17 protein-coding genes and 1 pseudogene are annotated in these 21,725 nt (G+C 34.6%); 11 read left to right on the top strand and 7 right to left on the bottom strand.

What is annotated here, in order from left to right:
* Window positions 1-4 precede the first annotated feature (4 nt).
* From V4D31_RS00090 to V4D31_RS00040, 11 genes and pseudogenes are all read left to right on the top strand, one after another.
* Window positions 5-1,321, top strand: coding sequence for a DNA methyltransferase (locus V4D31_RS00090; protein WP_353686209.1), 1,317 nt, complete (start codon window positions 5-7; stop codon window positions 1,319-1,321).
* Window positions 1,299-2,903 (top strand): DNA methyltransferase, encoded by a 1,605-nt coding sequence (locus V4D31_RS00085; RefSeq protein WP_353686208.1) that lies wholly within the window; start codon window positions 1,299-1,301, stop codon window positions 2,901-2,903. Before V4D31_RS00090 ends, V4D31_RS00085 begins: the two co-directional genes overlap by 23 nt.
* 2 nt (window positions 2,904-2,905) lie before the next feature.
* Window positions 2,906-3,679: a TdeIII family type II restriction endonuclease gene (locus V4D31_RS00080; protein WP_353686207.1), complete on the top strand. Its 774-nt coding sequence runs from the start codon at window positions 2,906-2,908 to the stop codon at window positions 3,677-3,679.
* On the top strand, window positions 3,654-3,752 hold the full coding sequence (locus V4D31_RS00075) for an MjaI family restriction endonuclease (protein ID WP_353686206.1): 99 nt from the start codon (window positions 3,654-3,656) through the stop codon (window positions 3,750-3,752). The genes V4D31_RS00080 and V4D31_RS00075 overlap by 26 nt, the downstream gene beginning before the upstream one ends.
* The gene (locus V4D31_RS00070) at window positions 3,749-4,894 is read left to right on the top strand and encodes a Druantia anti-phage system protein DruA (protein WP_353686205.1); all 1,146 of its coding nucleotides are present in this window, start codon (window positions 3,749-3,751) and stop codon (window positions 4,892-4,894) included. The genes V4D31_RS00075 and V4D31_RS00070 overlap by 4 nt, the downstream gene beginning before the upstream one ends.
* Entirely contained in the window at window positions 4,895-8,059 is a 3,165-nt protein-coding gene (locus V4D31_RS00065; protein ID WP_353686204.1) for a DUF3883 domain-containing protein, read from the top strand.
* A 9-nt stretch (window positions 8,060-8,068) separates the two neighbouring features.
* Window positions 8,069-9,220, top strand: a complete 1,152-nt coding sequence (locus tag V4D31_RS00060; protein WP_353686203.1) for a DNA double-strand break repair nuclease NurA — start codon at window positions 8,069-8,071, stop codon at window positions 9,218-9,220.
* A 2-nt stretch (window positions 9,221-9,222) separates the two neighbouring features.
* Entirely contained in the window at window positions 9,223-9,897 is a 675-nt protein-coding gene (locus tag V4D31_RS00055) for a ThaI family type II restriction endonuclease (RefSeq protein WP_353686202.1), read from the top strand.
* A complete protein-coding gene (locus V4D31_RS00050; protein ID WP_353686201.1) occupies window positions 9,898-10,857 on the top strand; it encodes a site-specific DNA-methyltransferase in 960 nt (319 codons plus the stop codon).
* The gene (locus V4D31_RS00045; protein ID WP_353686200.1) at window positions 10,820-12,586 is read left to right on the top strand and encodes a DUF87 domain-containing protein; all 1,767 of its coding nucleotides are present in this window, start codon (window positions 10,820-10,822) and stop codon (window positions 12,584-12,586) included. The genes V4D31_RS00050 and V4D31_RS00045 overlap by 38 nt, the downstream gene beginning before the upstream one ends.
* A 6-nt stretch (window positions 12,587-12,592) precedes the next feature.
* Window positions 12,593-13,069 (top strand): annotated as a pseudogene (locus V4D31_RS00040) (MjaI family restriction endonuclease).
* A gap of 412 nt (window positions 13,070-13,481) precedes the next feature.
* Here the strand turns inward: V4D31_RS00040 and trpC are convergent.
* Genes trpC through dnaA form a run of 7 tightly spaced genes read right to left on the bottom strand, consistent with a single transcriptional unit; the run spans window position 13,482 to window position 21,725 of the window.
* Window positions 13,482-14,267: an indole-3-glycerol phosphate synthase TrpC gene (gene trpC / locus V4D31_RS00035; protein ID WP_353686199.1), complete on the bottom strand. Its 786-nt coding sequence runs from the start codon at window positions 14,265-14,267 to the stop codon at window positions 13,482-13,484.
* A complete protein-coding gene (locus tag V4D31_RS00030; protein WP_353686198.1) occupies window positions 14,267-14,530 on the bottom strand; it encodes an EscU/YscU/HrcU family type III secretion system export apparatus switch protein in 264 nt (87 codons plus the stop codon). The genes trpC and V4D31_RS00030 overlap by 1 nt, the downstream gene beginning before the upstream one ends.
* A complete protein-coding gene (locus V4D31_RS00025; RefSeq protein WP_353686197.1) occupies window positions 14,527-15,711 on the bottom strand; it encodes a hypothetical protein in 1,185 nt (394 codons plus the stop codon). Before V4D31_RS00025 ends, V4D31_RS00030 begins: the two co-directional genes overlap by 4 nt.
* Window positions 15,708-16,982, bottom strand: a complete 1,275-nt coding sequence (gene serS / locus V4D31_RS00020; RefSeq protein WP_353686196.1) for a serine--tRNA ligase — start codon at window positions 16,980-16,982, stop codon at window positions 15,708-15,710. Before serS ends, V4D31_RS00025 begins: the two co-directional genes overlap by 4 nt.
* A 30-nt stretch (window positions 16,983-17,012) precedes the next feature.
* Entirely contained in the window at window positions 17,013-19,247 is a 2,235-nt protein-coding gene (gyrB, locus tag V4D31_RS00015; protein ID WP_353686195.1) for a DNA topoisomerase (ATP-hydrolyzing) subunit B, read from the bottom strand.
* Window positions 19,248-19,301: 54 nt separating this feature from the next.
* Window positions 19,302-20,393 (bottom strand): DNA polymerase III subunit beta, encoded by a 1,092-nt coding sequence (gene dnaN, locus V4D31_RS00010; protein ID WP_353686194.1) that lies wholly within the window; start codon window positions 20,391-20,393, stop codon window positions 19,302-19,304.
* 12 nt (window positions 20,394-20,405) lie between these two features.
* Complete coding sequence (dnaA, locus tag V4D31_RS00005; RefSeq protein WP_353686193.1) at window positions 20,406-21,725, bottom strand: chromosomal replication initiator protein DnaA; 1,320 nt, start codon at window positions 21,723-21,725, stop codon at window positions 20,406-20,408.

Raw genomic sequence — 21,725 nt, 5'->3', positions numbered from 1 at the left:
TCCTATGAAAACTACCCACAAAATAATCATCGGAGATTCAAGATGGATGAAAGAACTTCCAGATGAATCCGTGCATCTTATTATTACATCTCCACCATATTGGCAGTTAAAAGATTATGGGAATGGAAAACAGATAGGATTTAACGATACTTATGAAGAATATATAAACAATCTTAATTTGGTCTGGAATGAATGCTATCGTGTTCTACATAAAGGTTGCAGATTGTGTATCAATATCGGAGACCAGTTTGCTCGTTCGGTTTATTACGGAAGATATAAAGTAATTCCAATAAGGACGGAAATCATCAAGTTCTGCGAAAGCGCAGGCTTCGATTATATGGGTGCTATTATCTGGCAGAAAGTGACTACATGCCATACAACGGGTGGTGCAACAGTTATGGGTTCTTACCCTTATCCAAGAAATGGCATTCTCAAGTTAGATTATGAATTCATTTTGATTTTTAAGAAGTATGGCAATCCTCCAAAGGTAAGTAAAGAGATTAAAGAGCAATCAAGATTAACGGATGAGGAATGGAATCAATACTTTACAGGGCACTGGAACTTCCCGGGTGAAAAACAGGATAAACACCTTGCGATGTTTCCTGAAGAGTTGCCAAAACGGCTTATTAAGATGTTTAGCTTTGTTGGTGATACTGTTCTTGCCCCATTTCTTGGTAGTGGGACAACATCTTTAGCTGCTAAAAACTTGAATAGAAACTCTATTGGCTATGAAATAAACGAAGATTTCTTACCAATCATAAAAGAAAAACTTGGTATTAATCAGAGCAATGTTTTTCAAGATGCTACTTTTGAAATAATTAAACAAAAAGAATCAAAGGTAGATTTCAAAGAAGAGATAAAAAAGCTCCCCTATATTTTTAAAGACCCTATAAAATTTGATAAAAAAGTTGATCCAAAGAAATTGAGATTTGGCTCAAAAATAGACAATTCCCATTATGAAAGAAAAAACTATCATAAAGTGAAAGAAATTATTAGCCCAGAGATATTGCTCTTAAATAACGGACTGGAAATTAAGTTATTAGGTGTAAAAGAAATAGTAGAAAAGAAGGAAAAAGCAATTCAATTTCTGAAAGAAAAAACCAAAGGGCAAAAAGTCTTCTTAAAATTTGATAACAGTATCAAATATGATGAGAAAAACCGCTTACTTTGCTATCTCTATTTATGGAAAAAAACATTCATAAATGCACATTTGATTAAAAATGCTCTGGCGGATGTGGATATGGCAATGTCTTATAAGTATAAGACAAAGTTTTTAGAATATATTGAAGGTGAAAATTATGGAGCAGAAGACCTTGTTTGAAAATTGGGGAAAGAAACTTATCAATTTGAAGGAAGCCAGTATCTGGGCTTCTAATTATTTGAATCGCAAAGTTACCATCTCAAATATATCATATCTAATTCAGTATGGGAGATTAAAAAAATACGGTAGTAATGGTAATCCACTTGTAGATATAGAGGAACTAAAAAATTATTATGATTCTTTTTCAAAAGAAAAAAACTGGCAAAAGATATTAGGAGAGGATATCAATTGGCATTTATCATTTGCTCAATATACGGAAGCGGAAAGGACAAAACATGTTCATAGATTACATCCATACAAAGGAAAATTTATCCCTCAATTGGTTGAATATTTCCTTGATTCACATACGGATGAGTTTAAAAAAGAGGTATATTTTCATAAAGGCGATATAGTATTGGATCCATTTTGTGGAAGTGGAACAACATTAGTCCAAGCAAATGAATTAGGTATGCATGCCATCGGAATAGATATTTCTTTTTTCAATACCTTGATTTCCAATGTAAAAGTTGAAAAGCATAATTTAATTTTAATTGAAGATACTATTCGTGAATTGAATTCAAGACTAAAAGAATTTCAGAAGACCAAAAATAATATTCTCTTTGAAGAACATTTACTGTCGGAACTTACAAAATTTAATAATAAATATTTCCCCTCACCGGAATATAAAAGAAAAGTTGCTAATGGAACAATAAAAGAAAATGAATATGCAAAAGATAAAGAAAAAGAATTTCTTACTATTTATAATGAGCTGGTACAAAAGTATCAAATCAAGATAAAACAGGATAAAAATGAAACTTTTTTAGATAAGTGGTTTTTAGATCCTGTGAGGAAAGAGATAGATTTTTTATCGCAAGAAATTAAAAAAATAAATAACATAGATGTAAAAAATGTCCTAACTATCATTTTAAGCAGAACTGCCCGCTCATGTAGAGCAACTACCCATTCTGACCTTGCAACATTAAAAGAACCTGTTACCACTACCTACTACTGCAAAAAGCATGGAAAAATCTGTAAACCAATATTTTCTATCAAAAAATGGTGGGATTTTTATACAAGAGATACACTTACTCGGCTTAAAGAATTTGATAAGTTAAGAACCAATACATTTCAAATCTGTTTAACCGGGGATAGTAGAACAATAGATATTTATGAAGAAATTAAAAAAGCAAATCCGGAGTTTGGAGAATTGTTATTAAGGCAAAAGATAAAAGGAATATTTTCAAGTCCACCTTATGTTGGGCTTATTGATTACCACGAACAACATGCGTATGCATATGAGATATTTGGATTTGAACGTAATGATGAATTAGAGATAGGGCCTCTATCCAAAGGTCAGGGGGAAGAGCAAAGGAATTCTTATATTAAAGGTGTAGCTGAGGTGCTTATAAATTGCAAAAAGTATCTCCAAGACGACTATGATGTATTTTTGGTGGCTAATGATAAATTTAATCTTTATCCAAAGATTGCAGAATTAGCTGGAATGAAGATTGTTAAGGAATTTAAACGACCTGTTTTATGCCGAGTAGAGAAAGACAGGGAAACACCTTATTCAGAATCAATATTTCATTTAAAGGAAGGATAAAAATGCCTCTCCCTCAGGAACAAATAAAAAAGATTGAAAATACTATTAGAGAAAGTTTAAGAAATAAACTTTTAACATATAAGCCAGAGACAAGTAATATGCCATTCCATTATCGCCTGCTTGGTCGTGATAGAATGGCACTATTTTCCTTTATTCACTCTTTAAACACTACTTTTGGTACTTCTATTTTTGAGCCTGTAGCTGAAACATTGGCAAGTTTGAGATTTCCCACCGCACAGAAACAATTTGAAGTAGGAAATGAAATAACTGAACAAGCCCAGATTGAAATTCAGCACATTATGAATGATCTCACTATTGGAAGAAATCCAAATAAAATGGAAGAAATTGAAAGAATAAGAAAAGTGGCTACTATGGGTAAAATAAATAAGCTAAAGACTGTAAAAGTAGATTTATGTGTAAAAACTAATGATGGAGCAATACATTTATTTGATTTAAAAACAGCCAAGCCGAATATTGGCAATTTCAAAGATTTTAAGAAGACACTTTTAGAATGGGTAGCAATCTATTTATTAAAATACCCAGATGCAAATGTCCATTCTTACATTGCCATTCCTTATAATCCTTATGAGCCTAAACCTTATGAAAGATGGACACTGAAAGGGATGTTGGATTTAGAAAATGAATTAAAGGTAGCAAAGGAGTTTTGGGATTTTCTTGGAGGAGAAGGTGCTTATGAAGAACTTTTGAATTGTTTTGAAAGGGTAGGAATAGAATTGAGGCCAGAAATAGATGAATATTTTTCAAGATTTAAATAATGCACAGGGAACACGACCTAAAGTAGTGGGTCAGATGGGCGAGCGTATTCAGGAATTTAAGGGAAAGAAATGAAAACAAAATTAAATTCTTCTGAAATAGAAATTAAGAAAAAAATTATCAAAGTCTTAAAAGAACAAGGGTTTAAAATAAATCCCCACGTGAGACCAGCTGAATATAATAAAACAACATTTCGTCGGATTCAGCAAAAGGCAAGGTTCGAGCAACTATCTTTGCATAGAAATTTTTTGATAGATTCTATAAAGAAAGTGAAAAATTATTGTAAAAATGGTTCTGAAATTATACCTGAGGAGATTTCCTTAGAATTAAGAGAGGTTCAATCAGGTTCTCTTGAAGAAATCTTATTCCGCTGGTGGAATTTAGTATGGTGGAGTATTCCGTTTCAACGCTCCTACGGTCGCCAGATGAGATTTTTGTTATGGGATAAAACACATGATGCACCTTTTGGTTTGATTTGTTTACAAAGCCCTGTGCTAAAGATGTCAGTCCGGGATAATTACCTGGATATACCAAAGGACGAGTTAGATATCTGGATAAATATGTCTATGCAGGCACAACGAGTTGGTGCTCTACCTCCTTATAATGAGATACTGGGTGGAAAAATGGTTGCTCTTGCTTTAACCTGCAATGAAATAAGAGAAGCTTATAAGAGGAAATACAGGAATTATATATCAATCATTAAAGGGAGAAAATTAAAACCTGAACTCTTATTTATTACCACCACGAGTGCATTTGGTAAAAGTAGCCTGTATAACCGCTTAAAATACAATGGAGAGACGGTAGCAATGTCTTTAGGTTATACTCAGGGTTCAGGCACATTTCATATTCCAGAAGAATTATATCAAGAAATTTTAAGCTTTTTATCCCAGAAGGGTATTGATGTCACCAGGGGATACGGACACGGTCCGTCAAGAAAACTTAAATTGATAAGCCTGGGGCTAAAATGTCTCGGGTTACCTAAATTTGAATACCATGGAATTAAACGAGAATTTTATCTATTTCCACTAGTCAAGAATTTAAAAGAAATTATCCATTATAGCGAAAAACCTATTTGGGTAGATCGTCCTTTTGACAAGTTAGTTGATTATTGGAAAGAGAGATGGGCAATACCTAGAGCAGAAAGAATGCTGGAATGGAGAGAGTTTGATAAAAATAAATTTTTTCAGAAAGTAGAGAAAATGTTAAAGGGGTTATAAATGGAATTAAAAGACCTCATAAACAAACGAAAACAATGGGTAAATTCTTCAAAAGAAAACAATTTTGATTTTGATAGTATTCTGGCGGGATTATATGCCGATCCTTCTCATTTTATTTATGAATTATTACAAAATGCCGAAGATGAAGGAGCAACTGAGGTAATTATCAAACTTTTTAAAGATAAATTTGAGTTTTATCATAATGGTAAAGATTTTGATCTGGAGGATATTGACGGAGTCACAGGAATTGGCATTTCTAAAAAGAAAGAAGACCTAAATGCAATTGGTAAATTTGGGGTTGGGTTCAAGTCAGTTTTTGCAATTACTCAAACGCCTTATATTTTTTCTGGGGAATATAAAATAAAAATTGAAGATTTTGTAGTTCCAGTTGAGATAAATTCCAACGAAAAGATAGACAAAACGTTAATTCGTTTGCCTTTTAATCATAAATATCGGTCACCTGAAGAAATTTTCAATCTTACGAAGAAAAAACTTGAGGAGTTAGATTTAAAAACATTATTGTTTTTAAAGAATATCAATGAAATTAAATGGGAAACCCCATCTTCTTCCGGGCACTATTTAAAAGAAAGTAAAAATATACATGGGGACAAAAATATAAAGAGAGTAACAATAGTGTCATCAAGTATTACCGAGGAATATTTGGTTTTTAGAAAACCAATAAACATAGAGGATAAAGAATTATGGGTTGAAGTAGCATATAAACTGGACAAAGATGAAAATAATAAAGAGATAATCGTTCCAGAACTAAATTCAAAACTTTTTGTATTTTTCCCTACCGAGAAAGTCACCTTTCTTAATTTTCTTATTCAAGGTCCATTAAGAACAACCCCGAATAGGGAAAACATCCCTTTAGAAGATGAACAAAATAAGGCGATAGTGGAAGAAATCGGAAATCTTGTTGCTGAAAGCTTATTAGTAATCAAGAATTTAGGTTATCTTGATGTTAATTTTTTAAATATTTTGCCTATTGATCCAGAGCATAAAGAAGCAGAATACATTTACGCAGTTATTTATAATAAAGTAAAAGCAAAGTTACAATCAGAGGAACTTTTACCTTCTTTTGATGGGACATACACTAAAGCAAGCGACGCTTTATTAGCACGTGGTAAAGAATTAACCGAGTTTTTAAACAGCAGCGATCTTCAGAAATTATTTTCTAAAAAATGCTGGTTAGATACAAATATAACCTATGATAAAACACGAGAACTCAGAGATTATCTGATTAACGAACTTGGAGTTCCTGAAGTTGATTTTGAAAGTTTTGCGAGAAAAATAACTACTGAATTCTTACAGACAAAATCTGATGAATGGATAATTGATTTCTATAGTCGTCTTTTAGACCAGCAATCTTTATGGAGTGATAGGGGATATTCAAAAGGTATTTTAAGAACCAAACCTATTATCAGATTGGAAAACAACGAGCATATAGCACCATTTGATAATAATGGAAACGTTCAAGTTTACTTGCCAGGGGAAACAAAATCCGAATATAAGACTGTTAAGCGTGTTCTTACTGAAAAGGAACAATCTTTAAAGTTCTTAAAAGAACTTGGGTTAACAAAACCAGACATTTTTGCTGAGATTAGAGAATTTATTTTACCTAAATATAAGGCAGAGAATCCTGTAAAAGATGAAAAGTATTTTGATGATTTTGCAAAGTTTTTGAGAGGATATGAAACCGTACAATCAGAAACCGTACAATCAGGTAAAAAGAGTGAATTTATTGAAGAATTGTCAGATGCGAATTTTATTTTAGCAATTAAGAACAATGAAAATAAAACTGAAGCTCTGGTAAAAGGAAGTAAAGCTTATTTCCCTGATGAGGATTTGAAAAACTATTTTGAAGGTTATCAATCAGTATATTTTGTTTCTGAGGAAATTTTTCAAAGGTTTGACAAGGGAATGGTGAAAAAATTTTTGGAAGAATTGGGAGTTGAAGATAAACCAAGACGCGTTGAGGTTGAAGGCAATTTAACATGGGAGGAGAAATTTAAACTAAGAGGTAATAGCGGTTGCACCTATGATATTTATCAAAAAAATTATGACTATGAAGGTTTGGATAATTTTATGAATAACATAACACCCGAAAAATCATACTTGCTGTGGAAATTACTCCTAAAAGCTATTGAGCATCTAAGTAGTCGGCAAGCACAAGAATTTTTTAAAGGTGAATACAAATGGTTTTATTATTCAGCACATAGTGCGAGATTCGAAGCAAAATTTCTAAAAACACTCAAACAAAATGCATGGTTAATTGACAAAAATGGTAATTTTAGAAAGCCTTCTGAAATCACTTTTTCGGAACTAGCCGATAGTTACAAAAAAGATGGTGCAAATATAGAGGTTCTAAAGCAAGTTCTTGGATTCAAACCAGAGATTATAGAACAACTGCCGGAAGATGAAAGAAAAATATTGGAGATTGCAAAAAAACATAATCTTAGTCCTGATGAACTTGAAAAAATTCTTTCTGAAAGAGAAACGAAACTATTAGAGGAAGAAAAGGAAAAAGAGCAGTGGATACCAGAAGTTGAACCCAATGTGGACTTTGTAAAAATACAAGAAGTAGAACCAGAAAAAATTATTACTCCTGATCTATCAGGTCAAGCAGAAAAGGTTAAAATCGCAGACGCACAGGAACAAGCAAAGGAAAATGGATATGTGGATAGGGTTGGGCAAGAGAATAATAAAAGAGAAACTATTGATAAAAAAGCAATAGGTAAGTGGGGTGAAAAATATGTTTATAATGCCCTTAAGAAAAAGTATGAAAAAGAGGGAAAAATTGAGGATACGGATTCAGGATTTAAAGTTATAAATGCTAATAATGGAGAATTAGAAATTATATGGCTGAATATGCAACAAGACCAGGGAAAAGGTTATGATTTCGTTATAAGAAAAAATGGAACTGATGTGGAATACATTGAGGTTAAAACCAAAACACAGGAAGGAGAAGAATTAATAGAGGTTACAGGAACTCAGTGGGAATTTGCGAGGAAACTTTTTGACCAAAATGAGGGAGTGAAATATTCTTTTTATGTTGTATCAAATGCTGGGAAAAAAGATGCTGAAATTCGTATATTGAGAAATCCAATCAAACTCTGGAAAGAAGGGAAGCTTTATGCACATCCAGTTAATTTTAAATTGTGAGGAATGAAAATGGAAAAACCTGAGCAAACACCTTTTGCTGAATTGCCTGAGGCACTTGTTGAAGAGATGCTTTCCAAAAGTGAATCGGTTGGTGAGCAGTTATATGCTTCTTTTAAGGAAATCCAGGAAAATAAGGCAAAAATACGGAAGCAACTACAAGAACAAAATATCTTGAAACTGGATACAGAACTTGGGTATCCGGGCATACCAACGACTTGCGGGGTAGATGGCTCTTATGCAGTGGAGAGGCTTTTAGCAACTGATTTTGCTGCTTGTGCTGCGGTTGCAATTGAAGGATTGACTCCACCCTCTGAAAAAAGATACTGGGAGAAGCCTCATCATAGAGTATTTATTCACCCCGAAAAGCATAACCCTGATATAGGCACGGTTATAAGAGGATTGATGATGGAGATGGAACTTGAACTCGCAGCAAAGGCACCTCACGATATAGTTTTCTTAGATGGTTCTCTTACAACACCGTTGATATATATGAATCAGGCAATAAACAGAGTTATTGAATGGGAGAATGAAGGTAATCAAACAGAAGTAGGCAAACAATTGATAGAAAGATTCAAGCAGTTTCTTAAAGATTATAAAATCATTTTGGAGTCAGCAAGGACCGATAAATTATGGGTGGGTATGCCGAAGTACACTACAAGAAGGGAGTTAGGTAAGAACCTCGGTTGGTCGGCTAATTATGATGACAGAGCGATTTTGACTGCGATTTTGTCTCCGGGTGAATTTACCTCGCCAATCCCATTAGAAGAACCTCAACAACCCTGGCATTTAAGAATTCCTATTAACGACAAAGAAATTGAAAGATTAAAAGATGAGGTTATCTCAGCAATAAATAGGATTTATGTTATGTATTACAGACCTCATAACTGGACCCCAGTTTTTAGAATTGAGATGGCATCTTCTATTGCCACAAATAATTCTCGGATAGCAGTATTGCTTCAAGGTCTTAAATATCAGTCTGGAACCCCCGGGATTATGGAACCATATCCTCTTTATATAGCAGACCGAATGGTAAAGCATCTTGGAAGTGCTATTCCCGCCTTCAGGCAAACTGCTACCAGAAGGATGACAGAATTACACCAGGGGGATATAGGAGAGATTTTTTTCAGTATGCATGGCTATAGAACTGAAAGTGGGAGGTAAATATGAAAGAAAAATCTGACGGTCTGGCTGTAGGTAAAGGAGCAAAATCCAATCGCTTGATAGAAATATTTGAAGATGAGAAACTTGTAGAGAAGATAAAAAGACAGTTGCCCTATCTGTTTCAACTTGCAGAATTAGAAAGTTCAAGGGCGGGCAAAACTGGAATGGAGGTTGGGTCAGTTAGAGAAAGGATAATTGTAGCCTTGCTTATTTATAAATTTGGTGAAGCAAATGTTGAAACTGAGATCCCTATAACCGAACCAGAGGTAGATGTGAAATTATTTGGCGAACCAGTATCAATAAAGACAATTACAGGTAAAAGTTTTAGTGGTGTCAAACTGATATGGACTGTTGACGCACAGAAAGCAAAAGAATTCCGTGAAAATTATTATCCTCATTGTGATATTCTACTTGTTCAGATAAATTGGAATGATGTTGGGGGATTTTATTACATTCCATTGGAGGCTCAAAAACGGCTTTTTGATAAAATAGGTAGAGAAAGGTACATAAAACTTCCTAAACCAGGAACAAATCCAAGAGGGGTTGAAATCACTAAAGAAGCATTATTGAGTTTGATTGAAGATAGTAACTCTAGGAAGATTGAAATAAATTGGCAGAGAACAGAGATAAAATTTAATGCCTATAAAAGATGGATTGACCTATGGAGAGAGGACTAAATGAAAGTCAATCGTAGAAAATATGGGACAAAAACGAGCACCTTTGGGTCTCCTGGGAGGATTAATCATGACTCTACTCCTTTCTACACGAGCAAGTTATATGAAGGACTTCCGAAAGAAGAGATAACAGAATATGTAGAAAACCCTATCCCTTTAGAGTTTATTGACAAAATTTTTTGCAAGACAAGCGAAAAGATGGATGAACTGCCAGATAATAGCGTTCACCTGATGGTTACTTCACCTCCCTATAATGTTGGAAAGGAATATGACGCAAATCTTACACTCAATGAATACAGAGAATTTTTGAAACGAGTGTGGAAGGAGGTAAAAAGGGTTCTTGTGCCAGGGGGAAGAGCATGCATCAATATCGCTAACCTTGGAAGAAAGCCGTATATCCCACTACATGCTTTTATAATTGAGGATATGCTTGAGTTAGGATTTTTAATGCGAGGTGAAATTATATGGAATAAAGCGTCAAGTGGAAGTCCATCAACTGCTTGGGGTAGCTGGCTTTCTGCTAAAAATCCAACACTGAGAGACATTCATGAGTATATTTTGGTCTTTTCTAAAGGTATGTTTTCAAGGGAAAATCTCGGAAGAAAAAGCACTATGTCTAAGGAAGAATTTCTTGAATTTACCAAAAGCGTATGGACCTTTGCTGCAGAACCAGCAACCAAAGTTGGACATCCAGCACCTTTTCCAGTTGAATTGCCTTACCGGTTAATCCAACTTTACACTTTTGAGGGAGAAGTTGCTTTAGACCCGTTTATGGGTAGTGGACAGACCGCAATTGCAGCAATAAAAACTAACCGCCACTATATAGGATACGAAATAAACGAAAAATATGTAAAATTAGCAGAAAGACGCATTAAGGAGTTTTTTAATTCTAATGCTCCCGGATTATTTGAATTTGGAGGAAAAGATGGAAAAGAGTATGTTTTACGAAAGAACAAACCTTGAGCAATTAATCAGCTCCTCTGAGCGTATTGGAACAATAGGCTCTCCTTCTTCTACCAGCGAACTTTCTTTGGATATCCTCGGCACTGCTGTTGAGAAGAAATTGGTCGGAGAGCTTGCACTCTTTAGATTTTCTCAGGATGGTAAACCCCATTACGCATTAGGACAGATAACAGAGGTTCAACTAAAGAATATCTGGCTTGAAGACCCAACAATGAGGTCTCTTGCAAGGCAAAGGGGTCAAGTCAATCCTGTAAGTGGACAGCAAGATACCCATTTAGGACAAATGACAGTAAGTGCGGTATTTAGTGACAATGGCAATAGATTTGAACCGAGTATTTTAGGAACTGTTCCTGCTACAGGTACTTCCATCCATTTAGCAACTGACGAGATATTGGATAGGTTGTTAGAACTGTACAGAGATGAAATATTTTATTTAGGTCATGTTTATGGTTCTACACCAAAACTTCCACTCTGGTTCAAGCATTTTGGGACAGGACCACACGGAGCTGGAGAGGCATATCATCTCGGAATCTTTGGGAAAACGGGTTCTGGGAAGTCGGTTCTGGCAAAGATGATTCTCTTAGCCTATGCAAGGTACCCTGATATGGCTATATTTGTAATAGACCCTCAAGGTGAGTTTTCAAAGGATGCACGAGGAGAGATGAGAGCAGAAGGATTTCCTTTGAATTTATCCAGTGTTCTTTCATTGTTAAATAAAGAGGTGGTAATTAGAAGTGTTAGAGATTTGGTTTTGGATAGATGGGACCTTTTTAGTGAAATCCTTTATGAATCACCATTCTTTGAGCGACTCTCGATTCCAAAAGGAGAAAATAGAAGAATAGCCTCCGAGGTTTTAGCAGAAAGATTACAAAGAGGACGAGTTACGTTAGAAAATTTATATGACCGCCAATCTTTTAACCGTGCATGGCAAATTCTTGGTGATGGAAATGTTCAGATGCAATTTTATAGAACCCAGCAGTCTCGTGATAGATTCAACACAGTTTATCAAGACGCAAATCGAGATGAATTCTTCAATAATTATTGGGGGCCAATAACTGAGTTATTCAGAAGAGATCGTAGAGGAGCTATTAGTGTTGATAACCTAATTCAACAAACATTTGATCTTGATAGAAGTCGTCGTCCTGTTGTGGTTATAGATTTATCCAGAGAAATGGCCTCAGGTCTTTTTTGGAATGAAACTATTCAGGCATTGGTAATAAAACGATTATTAGATGGACTAACTTATTCAGCTGAGCGTGCTTATCGTGAAAATAGATTTTTAAATACTCTTGTGATTTTAGATGAAGCCCATAGATTAGCCCCAAGGGAAAAAATTGAAAATGAAAAACAGGAAAGTGTAAGACTTTCACTTCTTGACGCAGTGAGAACTACAAGAAAATATGGACTTGGATGGTTGTTTATAAGTCAGACCCTATCAAGTTTACATAAAGAGATTATTGGCCAATTGAGAATCTTCTTCTTTGGTTTTGGTCTGGCTTTGGGAACAGAATTTATGTCTTTAAAAGAAATTGTTGGTGGTGACCCTAATGCCCTTAAACTCTATCAATCCTTTCGTGACCCACATAGTGCTTTTGACATTGCCTCAAGACAATATGCTTTTATGACAATTGGTCCAGTTTCGCCTCTTTCTTTCGCTGGTACCCCACTTTTCCTCACAGTTTATAATACTCCTGAAGAATTTTTAAGAGTAAATAGATTTATGAGATAGCTAAATATGAAAATAAAAATAAGTATTGAAGAGATTAGAAAATATTTAGATATTGAAACACCTGAATTTCCAAAATATGTAGCACCACTCATTAACCTGGCAAATCAAAATGCACAGGGAACACGACCAAAGGTAGTTGGTCAGATGAGCGAGCTTATTCAGGAGTTTGAAGGAAAAACACTACAAGAACGGGAAGAATGATACTTGAAGAAAAAGCCAGATGCAATAAAGAATGCCACGGAGAAGATTCTTCAAAAATTAAAAGAACTCAAAGATGCTATAAATAAGATTGACAGGGATACTGTAAAAGAGTGGGTAAGGGATTTAGTTATAGTAAAAACTTTTGCTGGGTTGAGGTTTCAGGAGGCAATCTTAAAGAAGGGTGCAGAGCTTAAAGGAACGAATTATAGATTGTCAGACCCTGGTGAGGAATCAAAAGGAATTGATAGCTACATTGGAGACATACTAACACAGACCTGCTAAGTATTCCCTTGTCCGCAACAAACACTACCTTGTTTATTGAAAATTTATCTCTCAGTCATTATCATTGTGCTTACTGTTTTGCCTTCAAAGCTGTTTCCAGAAAATACTTCATAGCCAATTGGCATGTCATCTTCACTGAGTATCAGTCCTATCACTAATTGAATGTCTCATCTAAGTTTAGCTTCTTCCATACTGCCTCCACTGCAAGTATCTGCCCAAGTATATAACTGTCTAAAAAACTCTCTACTACCTTGTGCCTTGGCCTACCCTCTATGACTTTACAAGCTGTAAATATGTTATTGGCTTGTGCTTTCTGAAAGAAATAAAATTAGCCATAATCTGTCAAAGTCAGGTAGAATAGTTCAGGATGGGCTTTCTTGCTGAAAAAGGCATTAGCATGTCTAATTGCAGATTAAGTAAGTTTTAGCTCCTTTATTTTTTGAGAGGGATTATTGCTTAAGATTATTGATGTTCCCACTAAGATGGCATCTATTCCTTTTTTAAGAAGCTTTTCAACATGAGTTCTTTCAGAGATTCCGCTTTCACTCACTGTAATTTTATCCTCAGGAATTAACTCCTTAAGCCTGAAAGTTGTATCAAGCGCAATCTGCATGGTTTTAAGATTTCTGTTGTTTATTCCTATTATGTCAACTCCTGCGAATAAGGCTTTTTCTAAATCTTGTTCATCGTGAATTTCAAATAATACATCCATCTGAAGAGATTTTGTAAGCTCGTATAAAAATTTACATTGTTGTTTATTTAAAATATTTCCAATTAAAAGAATAGCATCTGCTCCAAGCAGTTTTGACTCATATATCTGATATTCATCAAAAATAAAATCCTTTCTTAAAACAGGCACATTAGGATATTTTTCCTTTATTTTTACTAAAAATGAAGGACTTCCAAGAAAAAAATCTTCTTCAGTAATAACTGAAATAGCATCTGCACCTGAGGATACATAAAGGTCAGCCATTTTTAAAACATCATACTCTTTAAGCAGTCCCTTAATTGGAGAGGCTTTTTTTATTTCTGCGATAAGTTTTATTCCTTCCTGAGGAAGTCTTTTTATTGCTTTATAGAATTGGCAAGATGTCTTAACAGTGTGTGCTGTTTTTTTTATTTCTTCAATTGATTTAATCTTTTTTAACTCATTAATTCTTAATTTTTTGGCTTCAACTATCTTTTGTAAAATATGCATTATTTTATTTTACCCTTAATTTTATAGACAAAAACAAGAATTTCAGCTACTGCTTTATAGAGCTCAACTGGAATTTCTTCATAAAGTGGAAGCTTTGAAAGCACTTCCACTAAAGCCTCATCTTCTTTTAAAGGAATTCCATGCTGCCTTGCAAGCTCTATAATCTTGTCAGCAATCCAGCCTCTTCCTTTAGCTACAACCTTTGGTGCTGTGTCCCTTTCTTTATCATACTTTAATGCTACTGCCTTCTTTTGTTCTGTCATATTCTTACACTAACCAATCCTTCCTGTATTTGCCACTGTTTTAAGAGTTCCTCAGCTTTTGTAACATAATTTATTCCTGAAAGCAATAACCCCTGCTCAGCAAATCTTTTTTTAAGGTCTTCTTCATGATTTTTAACAATCTGAATGGTTTCAGGTTTTCCTGAAAAACTCACAAAAAAGCTCCTTTCTACCATTGTTACAACAAATGATAAAGGCTGCCCTCCTATATTGAGACTTACAAAAACTGTATAATAGTCCTTATCTTGTCTTTTAAATCTCTTGAAAGCACAAGTTCCACCTTCTATTTCCTTCCACAGAACAGGAAGAAATGTAAAAAAACTTTGATATGTTTTAGAAAGAACCTGGTAGCCCTCAATCTGTCTTAAAATATGCTGTGCTTTATCAGCTATTTCCTCCATACCCTCTGCTTTTGCCTGTTTTGTTATGTTATCAACGATGATTTTAAGATCATTCTTAATCTGTTCAAAATTAGATGCATCAGAAAGAAACTGCTTAATTTTTGATTCAAAAGATACTCCTGTATTTAGAAGACAATTTTTTAATTTTTCAGGAGTTAATTCTTCATGGCTGGTAATGATTATATTTTTCAATGAAGCAATTTGCTCCCCTGGAAAATTGTTTTCTTCAAGAAGTTTGATTAATCCCTGAAGATTCTTTATTGTATTTTTATAAGAAAAAATAGCATCAATCATTTTTTGCATAAGCACAGCCTTTTGTGTTTGAGAAAGATTTTCTGCCTTAAAAGTAAGCAATGTCTGAATCATTTGAGATTGCTTTGTTTCTTTCATGGAGCTGATATTTTGTGAAAAAAGTGAATCAATGAGTTTAAAAATTTTATTTGATATTTCACTTTCTGTTTTTAATAAAGCCTTTTGAATCTGCTCAGTTTCAGATGCGGATAAAACTCTTAACGGAACGGTGCCATCTTGAAGAGGTTTTTCAACTTTCACCATCACAGTATCACCTTTATTTAAAGGCAATTCTCTCTGAGGCTGAGCATTTATTATCCTGTTGTTAATCTTTATCTGAATTGTGCCCGTAGGAAATATGTCCATTATCTCTGCAGTTAAAATTTCTCCAATTGCGAGCTTAATTGGCAGAGCCTGTTTGCCTTTAAAAATATGAATAATGCCTGACTGATCAATTACTGGCTGGATCATCTTATTACATCAACACCCATATAGGGCTTTAAAGCCTCAGGAACAAGCACAGAGCCATCTTTTTGTTGATAATTTTCTAAAATGGCGACAACTGTTCTTCCAATTGCCAATCCTGAACCATTCAGGGTATGAACAAACTCTGTTCCTTTTTTACCTCTTCTACGAAATCTTATATTTGCTCTTCTTGCCTGAAAATCCTCAAAATTCGAACAAGAACTGATTTCTCTGTAACGCCTCTGTCCGGGAAGCCAGACCTCTATATCATAGGTTTTTGCCGCAGCAAAACCCAGATCTCCTGTGCAAAGAGCAACAACTCTGTATGGAAGTCCAAGCTTCTGAAGAACTTCTTCCGCATCCAAGGTAAGAGATTCTAATTCATCATAGGAGTCTTCTGGTTTTACAAATTTAACAAGTTCAACCTTATTGAACTGATGCTGTCTTATAAGTCCTCGAACATCTTTGCCGTGCGAGCCTGCTTCCCGGCGAAAACATGGAGTATAGGAAACATAATAAATTGGTAAGTCATCTTCTGATAAAATCTCTTCTCTATGAAGATTTGTAACAGGGACCTCAGCTGTTGGAATAAGATAGAACTCTGGCTCAGTGATTTTAAATAAATCTTCTTCAAATTTTGGAAGCTGTCCAGTTCCTGTCATTGAATCTTTGTTTACAAGTAAAGGCGGGAAAATCTCTATGTATCCCTTTGAAATATGCAAATCAAGCATAAAATTAATAAGTGCACGCTCAAGCTTAGCACCAAGACCTTTCATTACAGCAAATCTACTTCCTGCAATTTTACCAGCACGCTCAAAATCAATTATTCCGAGAATCTCTCCAATATCCCAATGATTAAGGGGCTCAAAATCAAATTGTGGAGGACTTCCCCATTTTCTTATCTCAACATTTTCTGTTTCATCCTTACCAATAGGAACTGTATGATGGGGTATATTGGGGATATAAAGAAGAAAATTCTGCACATCTTCTTCCACTTGACGAAGTTTATTTTCAACAGTTGCTATTTCTTCTCCCAATTGACGCATCTCATAAATAAGGTTTTCCACTGCATGATTGTCAGTTTTTGACTTTTTTAGTTTTGCAATTTCCTGAGATACGGAATTTCTTATCGCTCTTTTATTTTCAATCTCTCTTAAAAGTTTTAGTCTTTGTTCTTCAAGAGCTAAAAATCTATCAAAATCAATCTCATAACCTCTTTTTTGAAGTGCTTCTTTCACTTTATCAGGATTTTCTCTAACAAATTTCACATCAAGCATATTGTCTCCTTCCGTCCTCAATAATTAAGGTTAAATATCAAGATTTTTTGCCTCAAGAGCATGTTTTACAATAAACTCCTTTCTTGGTTCAACATCATCTCCCATAAGTATTGTAAATATTTCATTTGCCTTTTGAGCATCCTCAATTGTAACCTTTAGAAGTGTTCTTTTTTCAGGATCCATCGTGGTTTCCCAGAGTTGTTCTGGATTCATCTCCCCAAGTCCTTTATATCTTTGAATAGTGACTCCTTTTTTTACAGCATCCATGATTTTAGTGTAAAGCTCCCAGAGAGATGAAGTTTTTACTACTTCATTTTTAATCTGAATAACATAATTTTTGTCTTCTTTTATTTCCTGAATTGATTGAAGTTTTTCAAAAATGTTCTTAATAAGGATAAAATCCTTTAACTCAGAAATTCTGCTTTGCTCTTCTGGAATCCTGAGCATCTGCTCAATATAAGATGGGGCAAAACCCTTTCTCTCAAAATCTACAAGAACCTTTCCATAATCAAAAAGCAATCTAAGGAATTTCTTCTTTGTTTCTACATCTGTTTGAACAATTAATGTAACCTCATCAACTGCAATATCCATCAAAAACTCATTCATTTCTTCCTCTGTTTGAATATATTTTTCCCATTTTCCTCTCTTTATTCTGTAAAGAGGAGGCTGAGCTATGAAAAGCCAGCCTTTTTCAATCAAGGGAAGCATTTGCCTGTAAAAGAATGTTAAAAGAAGAGTTCGTATATGAGCACCATCAACATCAGCATCTGTCATAAGAATTATTTTATGATATCTAATATTTTCCATTTCAAAATTTTCTTTTCCAATACCTCCTCCAATTGCTGTTATGAGTGTTTTTATCTCTTCAGAGGTCAACATTTTGTCAATTCTCGCCTTTTCTACATTTAAAATTTTTCCTCTCAATGGAAGCACTGCCTGAGTGCGCCTGTCTCTTGCCTGTTTTGCTGAACCACCTGCGCTGTCACCCTCAACAATAAAGAGTTCTGCCTGAGAAGGGTCTTTTTCAGTGCAGTCAGCAAGCTTGCCTGGAAGTGCTGTATCTTCAAGTATACCTTTTCTGCGCGTAAGTTCCTTCGCCTTTTTAGCTGCTTCACGGGCACGGGCAGCCTCTTTTGCTTTTTCAACGATTTTCCTTGCATAATTAGGATTTTCCTCAAGCCATCTACTGAGTTTTTCATTAACTATTGTTTCTACAATTCCTTTTACCTCACTATTGCCAAGCTTCATTTTTGTTTGTCCTTCAAACTGAGGTTCAGGAATTTTCACACTTATTACAGCAACAATGCCTTCTCTTACATCCTCTCCAGAAAGAGATTCTTTGCCTTCTTTTAAAAGTCCATTCTGTAGAGCATAAGTATTTATTGTTCTTGTAAGAGCAGATTTAAAACCTACTAAATGGGTCCCACCTTCTCTTGTATTGATGTTATTTACAAAGGTAAGAATTTCCTCTGAAAAACCTTCATTATATTGAATAGCAATCTCAACAATAATTCTATCTTTCTCACCTGCAATGTATATTGGTTTAGGATGTAAAGTTTTTTTTCCTTTGTTTAAATCTTCAACAAAAGAAACTATTCCACCTTCTTTTATAAACTCTTCATAGTAACCATCTCTTTCATCAATAAGAATGATTTTCAATCCTTTGTTTAAATAAGCCAGCTCTTTGAATCTCTCAGCAAGAATCTCCCTTGAAAACTCTGTAACTTCAAATATTTCAGGATCAGGTTTAAATCTTATTGTCGTGCCTGTGAGTGTTGTTTGACCAACAAACTTAGGGCACGACTCAGGTATACCCCGACAATACTTTTGCCTTACTACTTTACCTTCTCTTTTTACTTCAACCTCAAGTTCCTCAGAAAGCGCATTGACAACACTTAATCCTACTCCATGAAGTCCACCTGAAACCTTATAAGCCTTAGATTCAAACTTTCCTCCTGCATGAAGCTCGGTAAGAACAATCTCAAGAGCAGTTCTACCCTCAGGGTCTTCCGGATGAATTCCTATTGGAATGCCTCTACCATTATCACTTACAGTGCAACTTCCATCTTTGTGCAGGTAAACCTCAATTTTATTGCAAAATCCTGCTAAAGCTTCATCAACGCTATTGTCCACCACTTCATAAACAAGATGATGTAATCCTTCAATTCCTGTAGAGCCAATATACATTGCGGGACGGGCTCTTACACCTTCAAGCCCTTTAAGAATCTTTATGTCTTCAACCTTATAAGTATCTTCTTTATTCACAATACCTCCTTTTATACATAATTCAAGTGTTCAAATGTTCAAGGGTTCAAACTACTAAAGCCTTAAAGGCATAACAACGCATTCATAAACAAAGGAAGTATCATGAGCATCTGTTATATACACAGCTTTTTCTGGCTCGTTCATCATAATCTTTGCTTTATCTGATGTTATGCGCTCAAGAGCGTCTATTAAATACCTTGCATTAAAACCAATAACAATAGGTTCTCCCTGATAATCAATACTGAGCTCATCCTGAGCCTCTCCAATTTCAGGGTCTGATGCAGAAATAGTTAAATTCTGCCCCCATTCTGTTCTGACAGCATTCTGTCTTTCTCTGCTTAGCACAGAAACTCTTTTTAATGAAGCTATCAACAATTCTTTATCAACAATTGCCTGTTTATCAAAGTCTTTTGGAATGACTGCTTCATAGTTTGGATAATTACCTTCTATCATACGGGTAAGAAAACTTATTCCATCAATTTCTATCATCACATGGGTCTTGCCGATTTGAAGTGAAACATTTTCAGCACTGGATAAGAATTTTTTTAATTCATTTAAAGATTTTTTTGATAAAATAACTTTTCTGTCTTCTGATGCTACATTAAGTGCTGCCTTAAAATGAGCAAGTCTATGTCCATCTGTGCCAACTACATGAATTTCTCCATTTCTTAGTTCAAAAAGAAGAGCATTTAAAACATATCTTGCATCAGCTTCTCCAGAAGCATAAAGAGTCTTATCTATTGCCGTAAGAAGAAGATCTCTTGATAAATTAATCTGACAAGCTTGTCCAATCTGTGGCCAAACAGGAAACTCAGAAGCATCTAATGCAGCAAGTCTGAAATTTGATCTTCCAGACTGAATTTTAAGCCATCCCTCTGAAAGTTTAATTTCAAAATCACTTTCAAGTTCTTTTATGATTTCATAAAATTTTCTTGCAGGTATACATGTTTTACCAGGTTCAATTATTTCTGCTTCAACTGGGAGCTTTACCGCTGTTTCAAGATCAGTGGCTAAAATGGATACAGAACTTTCAGTAACATCCATAAGAAAATGATTTAGCACAGGCATAATGCTCTTTTTTTCAACAATGCTTTGAATTTTTCCAATAGTTTCCTGTATTTTTTGTTTTTTCAGTTTTACATACATTTTACTCCTCCTCTATTTGTTTTCCTGTAATTTTCTTATTATGCTGTCTATTAGCTTATTAAGAGATTCATCTTGCTTTTTATCCTTTTCTATCTGCTTACAGGCATATATAACAGTGGCATGATCCTTACCACCAAAGGCATTGCCTATTTCTGCCAGTGAAAGATTTGTCAGTTTTTTTGTTATATACATGGCTATTTTCCTCGCATTTGCAATCTCTTTAGTTCTTTTTTTTGACTTTATATCATGAAGTTTAATACCTAAGGCTTCACATACAGCTTTCTGAATTAAATCAATTGTGATTGGCTTGTTTTCATCAGGAAGTAAATCTCTTAAAACATGTTTTGCTAGATCCATGGTTATTGGGGTCTTTGTAATGGAAATATATGCACAGAGTTTAATTAAAGAGCCTTCAAGTTCTCTAACATTTGATTTAACTCGGGATGCTATGAAATAAGCTACTTCTTCAGGCAATTGAACTCCTTCAAGCTCAGCTTTTTTATACAAGATGGCAAGCCTGGTTTCTATTTCTGGTGGTTGAATGTCTGCAATAAGACCCATTCCAAATCTTGAACGAAGCCTGTCTGTAATATCAGAAATCTCCATCGGTGGTCTATCACTTGAAATGACTATTTGCTTTTGCTTGCTATAAAGTTCATTAAATGTATGAAAAAATTCTTCCTGAGTTGAATCTTTGCCAGCAATAAACTGAATATCATCTACAATAAATACATCAAGGGCTCTGTATTTTTGCCTAAACTCAGGCATTTTTTCATGTCTTATTGCGGAAACAAACTCTCCTGTAAATTGTTCTGAAGACATATAACATACATTAATTCCCGGTTTTTTATCAAGAATATAATTTCCAATAGCTGTTATTAAATGAGTTTTACCAAGTCCAACACCACCATATATAAAAAGAGGATTATAAGCAAATCCTGGATTTTCAGCAACTCTCAGTGCTGCTGCATGGGCAAACTGATTTGACGGACCCACAACAAAGGTATTAAAAGTATATTTAGGATTCAAATTACCTCTTTTTATTACAGGCTTTTTTTCTTCAGTTGAAACTGTCTCATGCTCTTTACCTGTAATAATGTAACAAACCGAGATTTGGTTTCCTGTAATTTGATAGAAAGCATCACTTATTATTGAAGGAAAATTATCTTCTATCCAGTCCTTAAAAAATCTATTTGGAACTTCAATAAAAGCCTTTGAATTCTTTATCTCTAAAAGTTTTACAGGAGAAAACCATAACTGAAAAGTTGATTCTCCAACTTTCTGGGCAATAATCTCTAAAATTTTTTGCCAAATTTTATTTATTTCATTCAT

Origin of the sequence: Thermodesulfovibrio sp. 3462-1 (genome assembly GCF_040451425.1) — a bacterium.
Taxonomy (GTDB): domain Bacteria; phylum Nitrospirota; class Thermodesulfovibrionia; order Thermodesulfovibrionales; family Thermodesulfovibrionaceae; genus Thermodesulfovibrio; species Thermodesulfovibrio obliviosus.
This window is presented reverse-complemented; position numbering and strand designations above follow the sequence as displayed.

Bases quoted from the DNA above. Each gene is read 5' to 3' on its own strand.
- V4D31_RS00090 (WP_353686209.1), top strand. From the start codon at position 5: ATGAAAACTACCCACAAAATAATCATCGGAGATTCAAGATGGATGAAA.
- V4D31_RS00085 (WP_353686208.1), top strand. From the start codon at position 1,299: ATGGAGCAGAAGACCTTGTTTGAAAATTGGGGAAAGAAACTTATCAAT.
- V4D31_RS00080 (WP_353686207.1), top strand. From the start codon at position 2,906: ATGCCTCTCCCTCAGGAACAAATAAAAAAGATTGAAAATACTATTAGA.
- V4D31_RS00075 (WP_353686206.1), top strand. From the start codon at position 3,654: ATGAATATTTTTCAAGATTTAAATAATGCACAGGGAACACGACCTAAA.
- V4D31_RS00070 (WP_353686205.1), top strand. From the start codon at position 3,749: ATGAAAACAAAATTAAATTCTTCTGAAATAGAAATTAAGAAAAAAATT.
- V4D31_RS00065 (WP_353686204.1), top strand. From the start codon at position 4,895: ATGGAATTAAAAGACCTCATAAACAAACGAAAACAATGGGTAAATTCT.
- V4D31_RS00060 (WP_353686203.1), top strand. From the start codon at position 8,069: ATGGAAAAACCTGAGCAAACACCTTTTGCTGAATTGCCTGAGGCACTT.
- V4D31_RS00055 (WP_353686202.1), top strand. From the start codon at position 9,223: ATGAAAGAAAAATCTGACGGTCTGGCTGTAGGTAAAGGAGCAAAATCC.
- V4D31_RS00050 (WP_353686201.1), top strand. From the start codon at position 9,898: ATGAAAGTCAATCGTAGAAAATATGGGACAAAAACGAGCACCTTTGGG.
- V4D31_RS00045 (WP_353686200.1), top strand. From the start codon at position 10,820: ATGGAAAAGAGTATGTTTTACGAAAGAACAAACCTTGAGCAATTAATC.
- trpC (WP_353686199.1), bottom strand. From the start codon at position 14,267: ATGCATATTTTACAAAAGATAGTTGAAGCCAAAAAATTAAGAATTAAT.
- V4D31_RS00030 (WP_353686198.1), bottom strand. From the start codon at position 14,530: ATGACAGAACAAAAGAAGGCAGTAGCATTAAAGTATGATAAAGAAAGG.
- V4D31_RS00025 (WP_353686197.1), bottom strand. From the start codon at position 15,711: ATGATCCAGCCAGTAATTGATCAGTCAGGCATTATTCATATTTTTAAA.
- serS (WP_353686196.1), bottom strand. From the start codon at position 16,982: ATGCTTGATGTGAAATTTGTTAGAGAAAATCCTGATAAAGTGAAAGAA.
- dnaN (WP_353686194.1), bottom strand. From the start codon at position 20,393: ATGTATGTAAAACTGAAAAAACAAAAAATACAGGAAACTATTGGAAAA.
- dnaA (WP_353686193.1), bottom strand. From the start codon at position 21,725: ATGAATGAAATAAATAAAATTTGGCAAAAAATTTTAGAGATTATTGCC.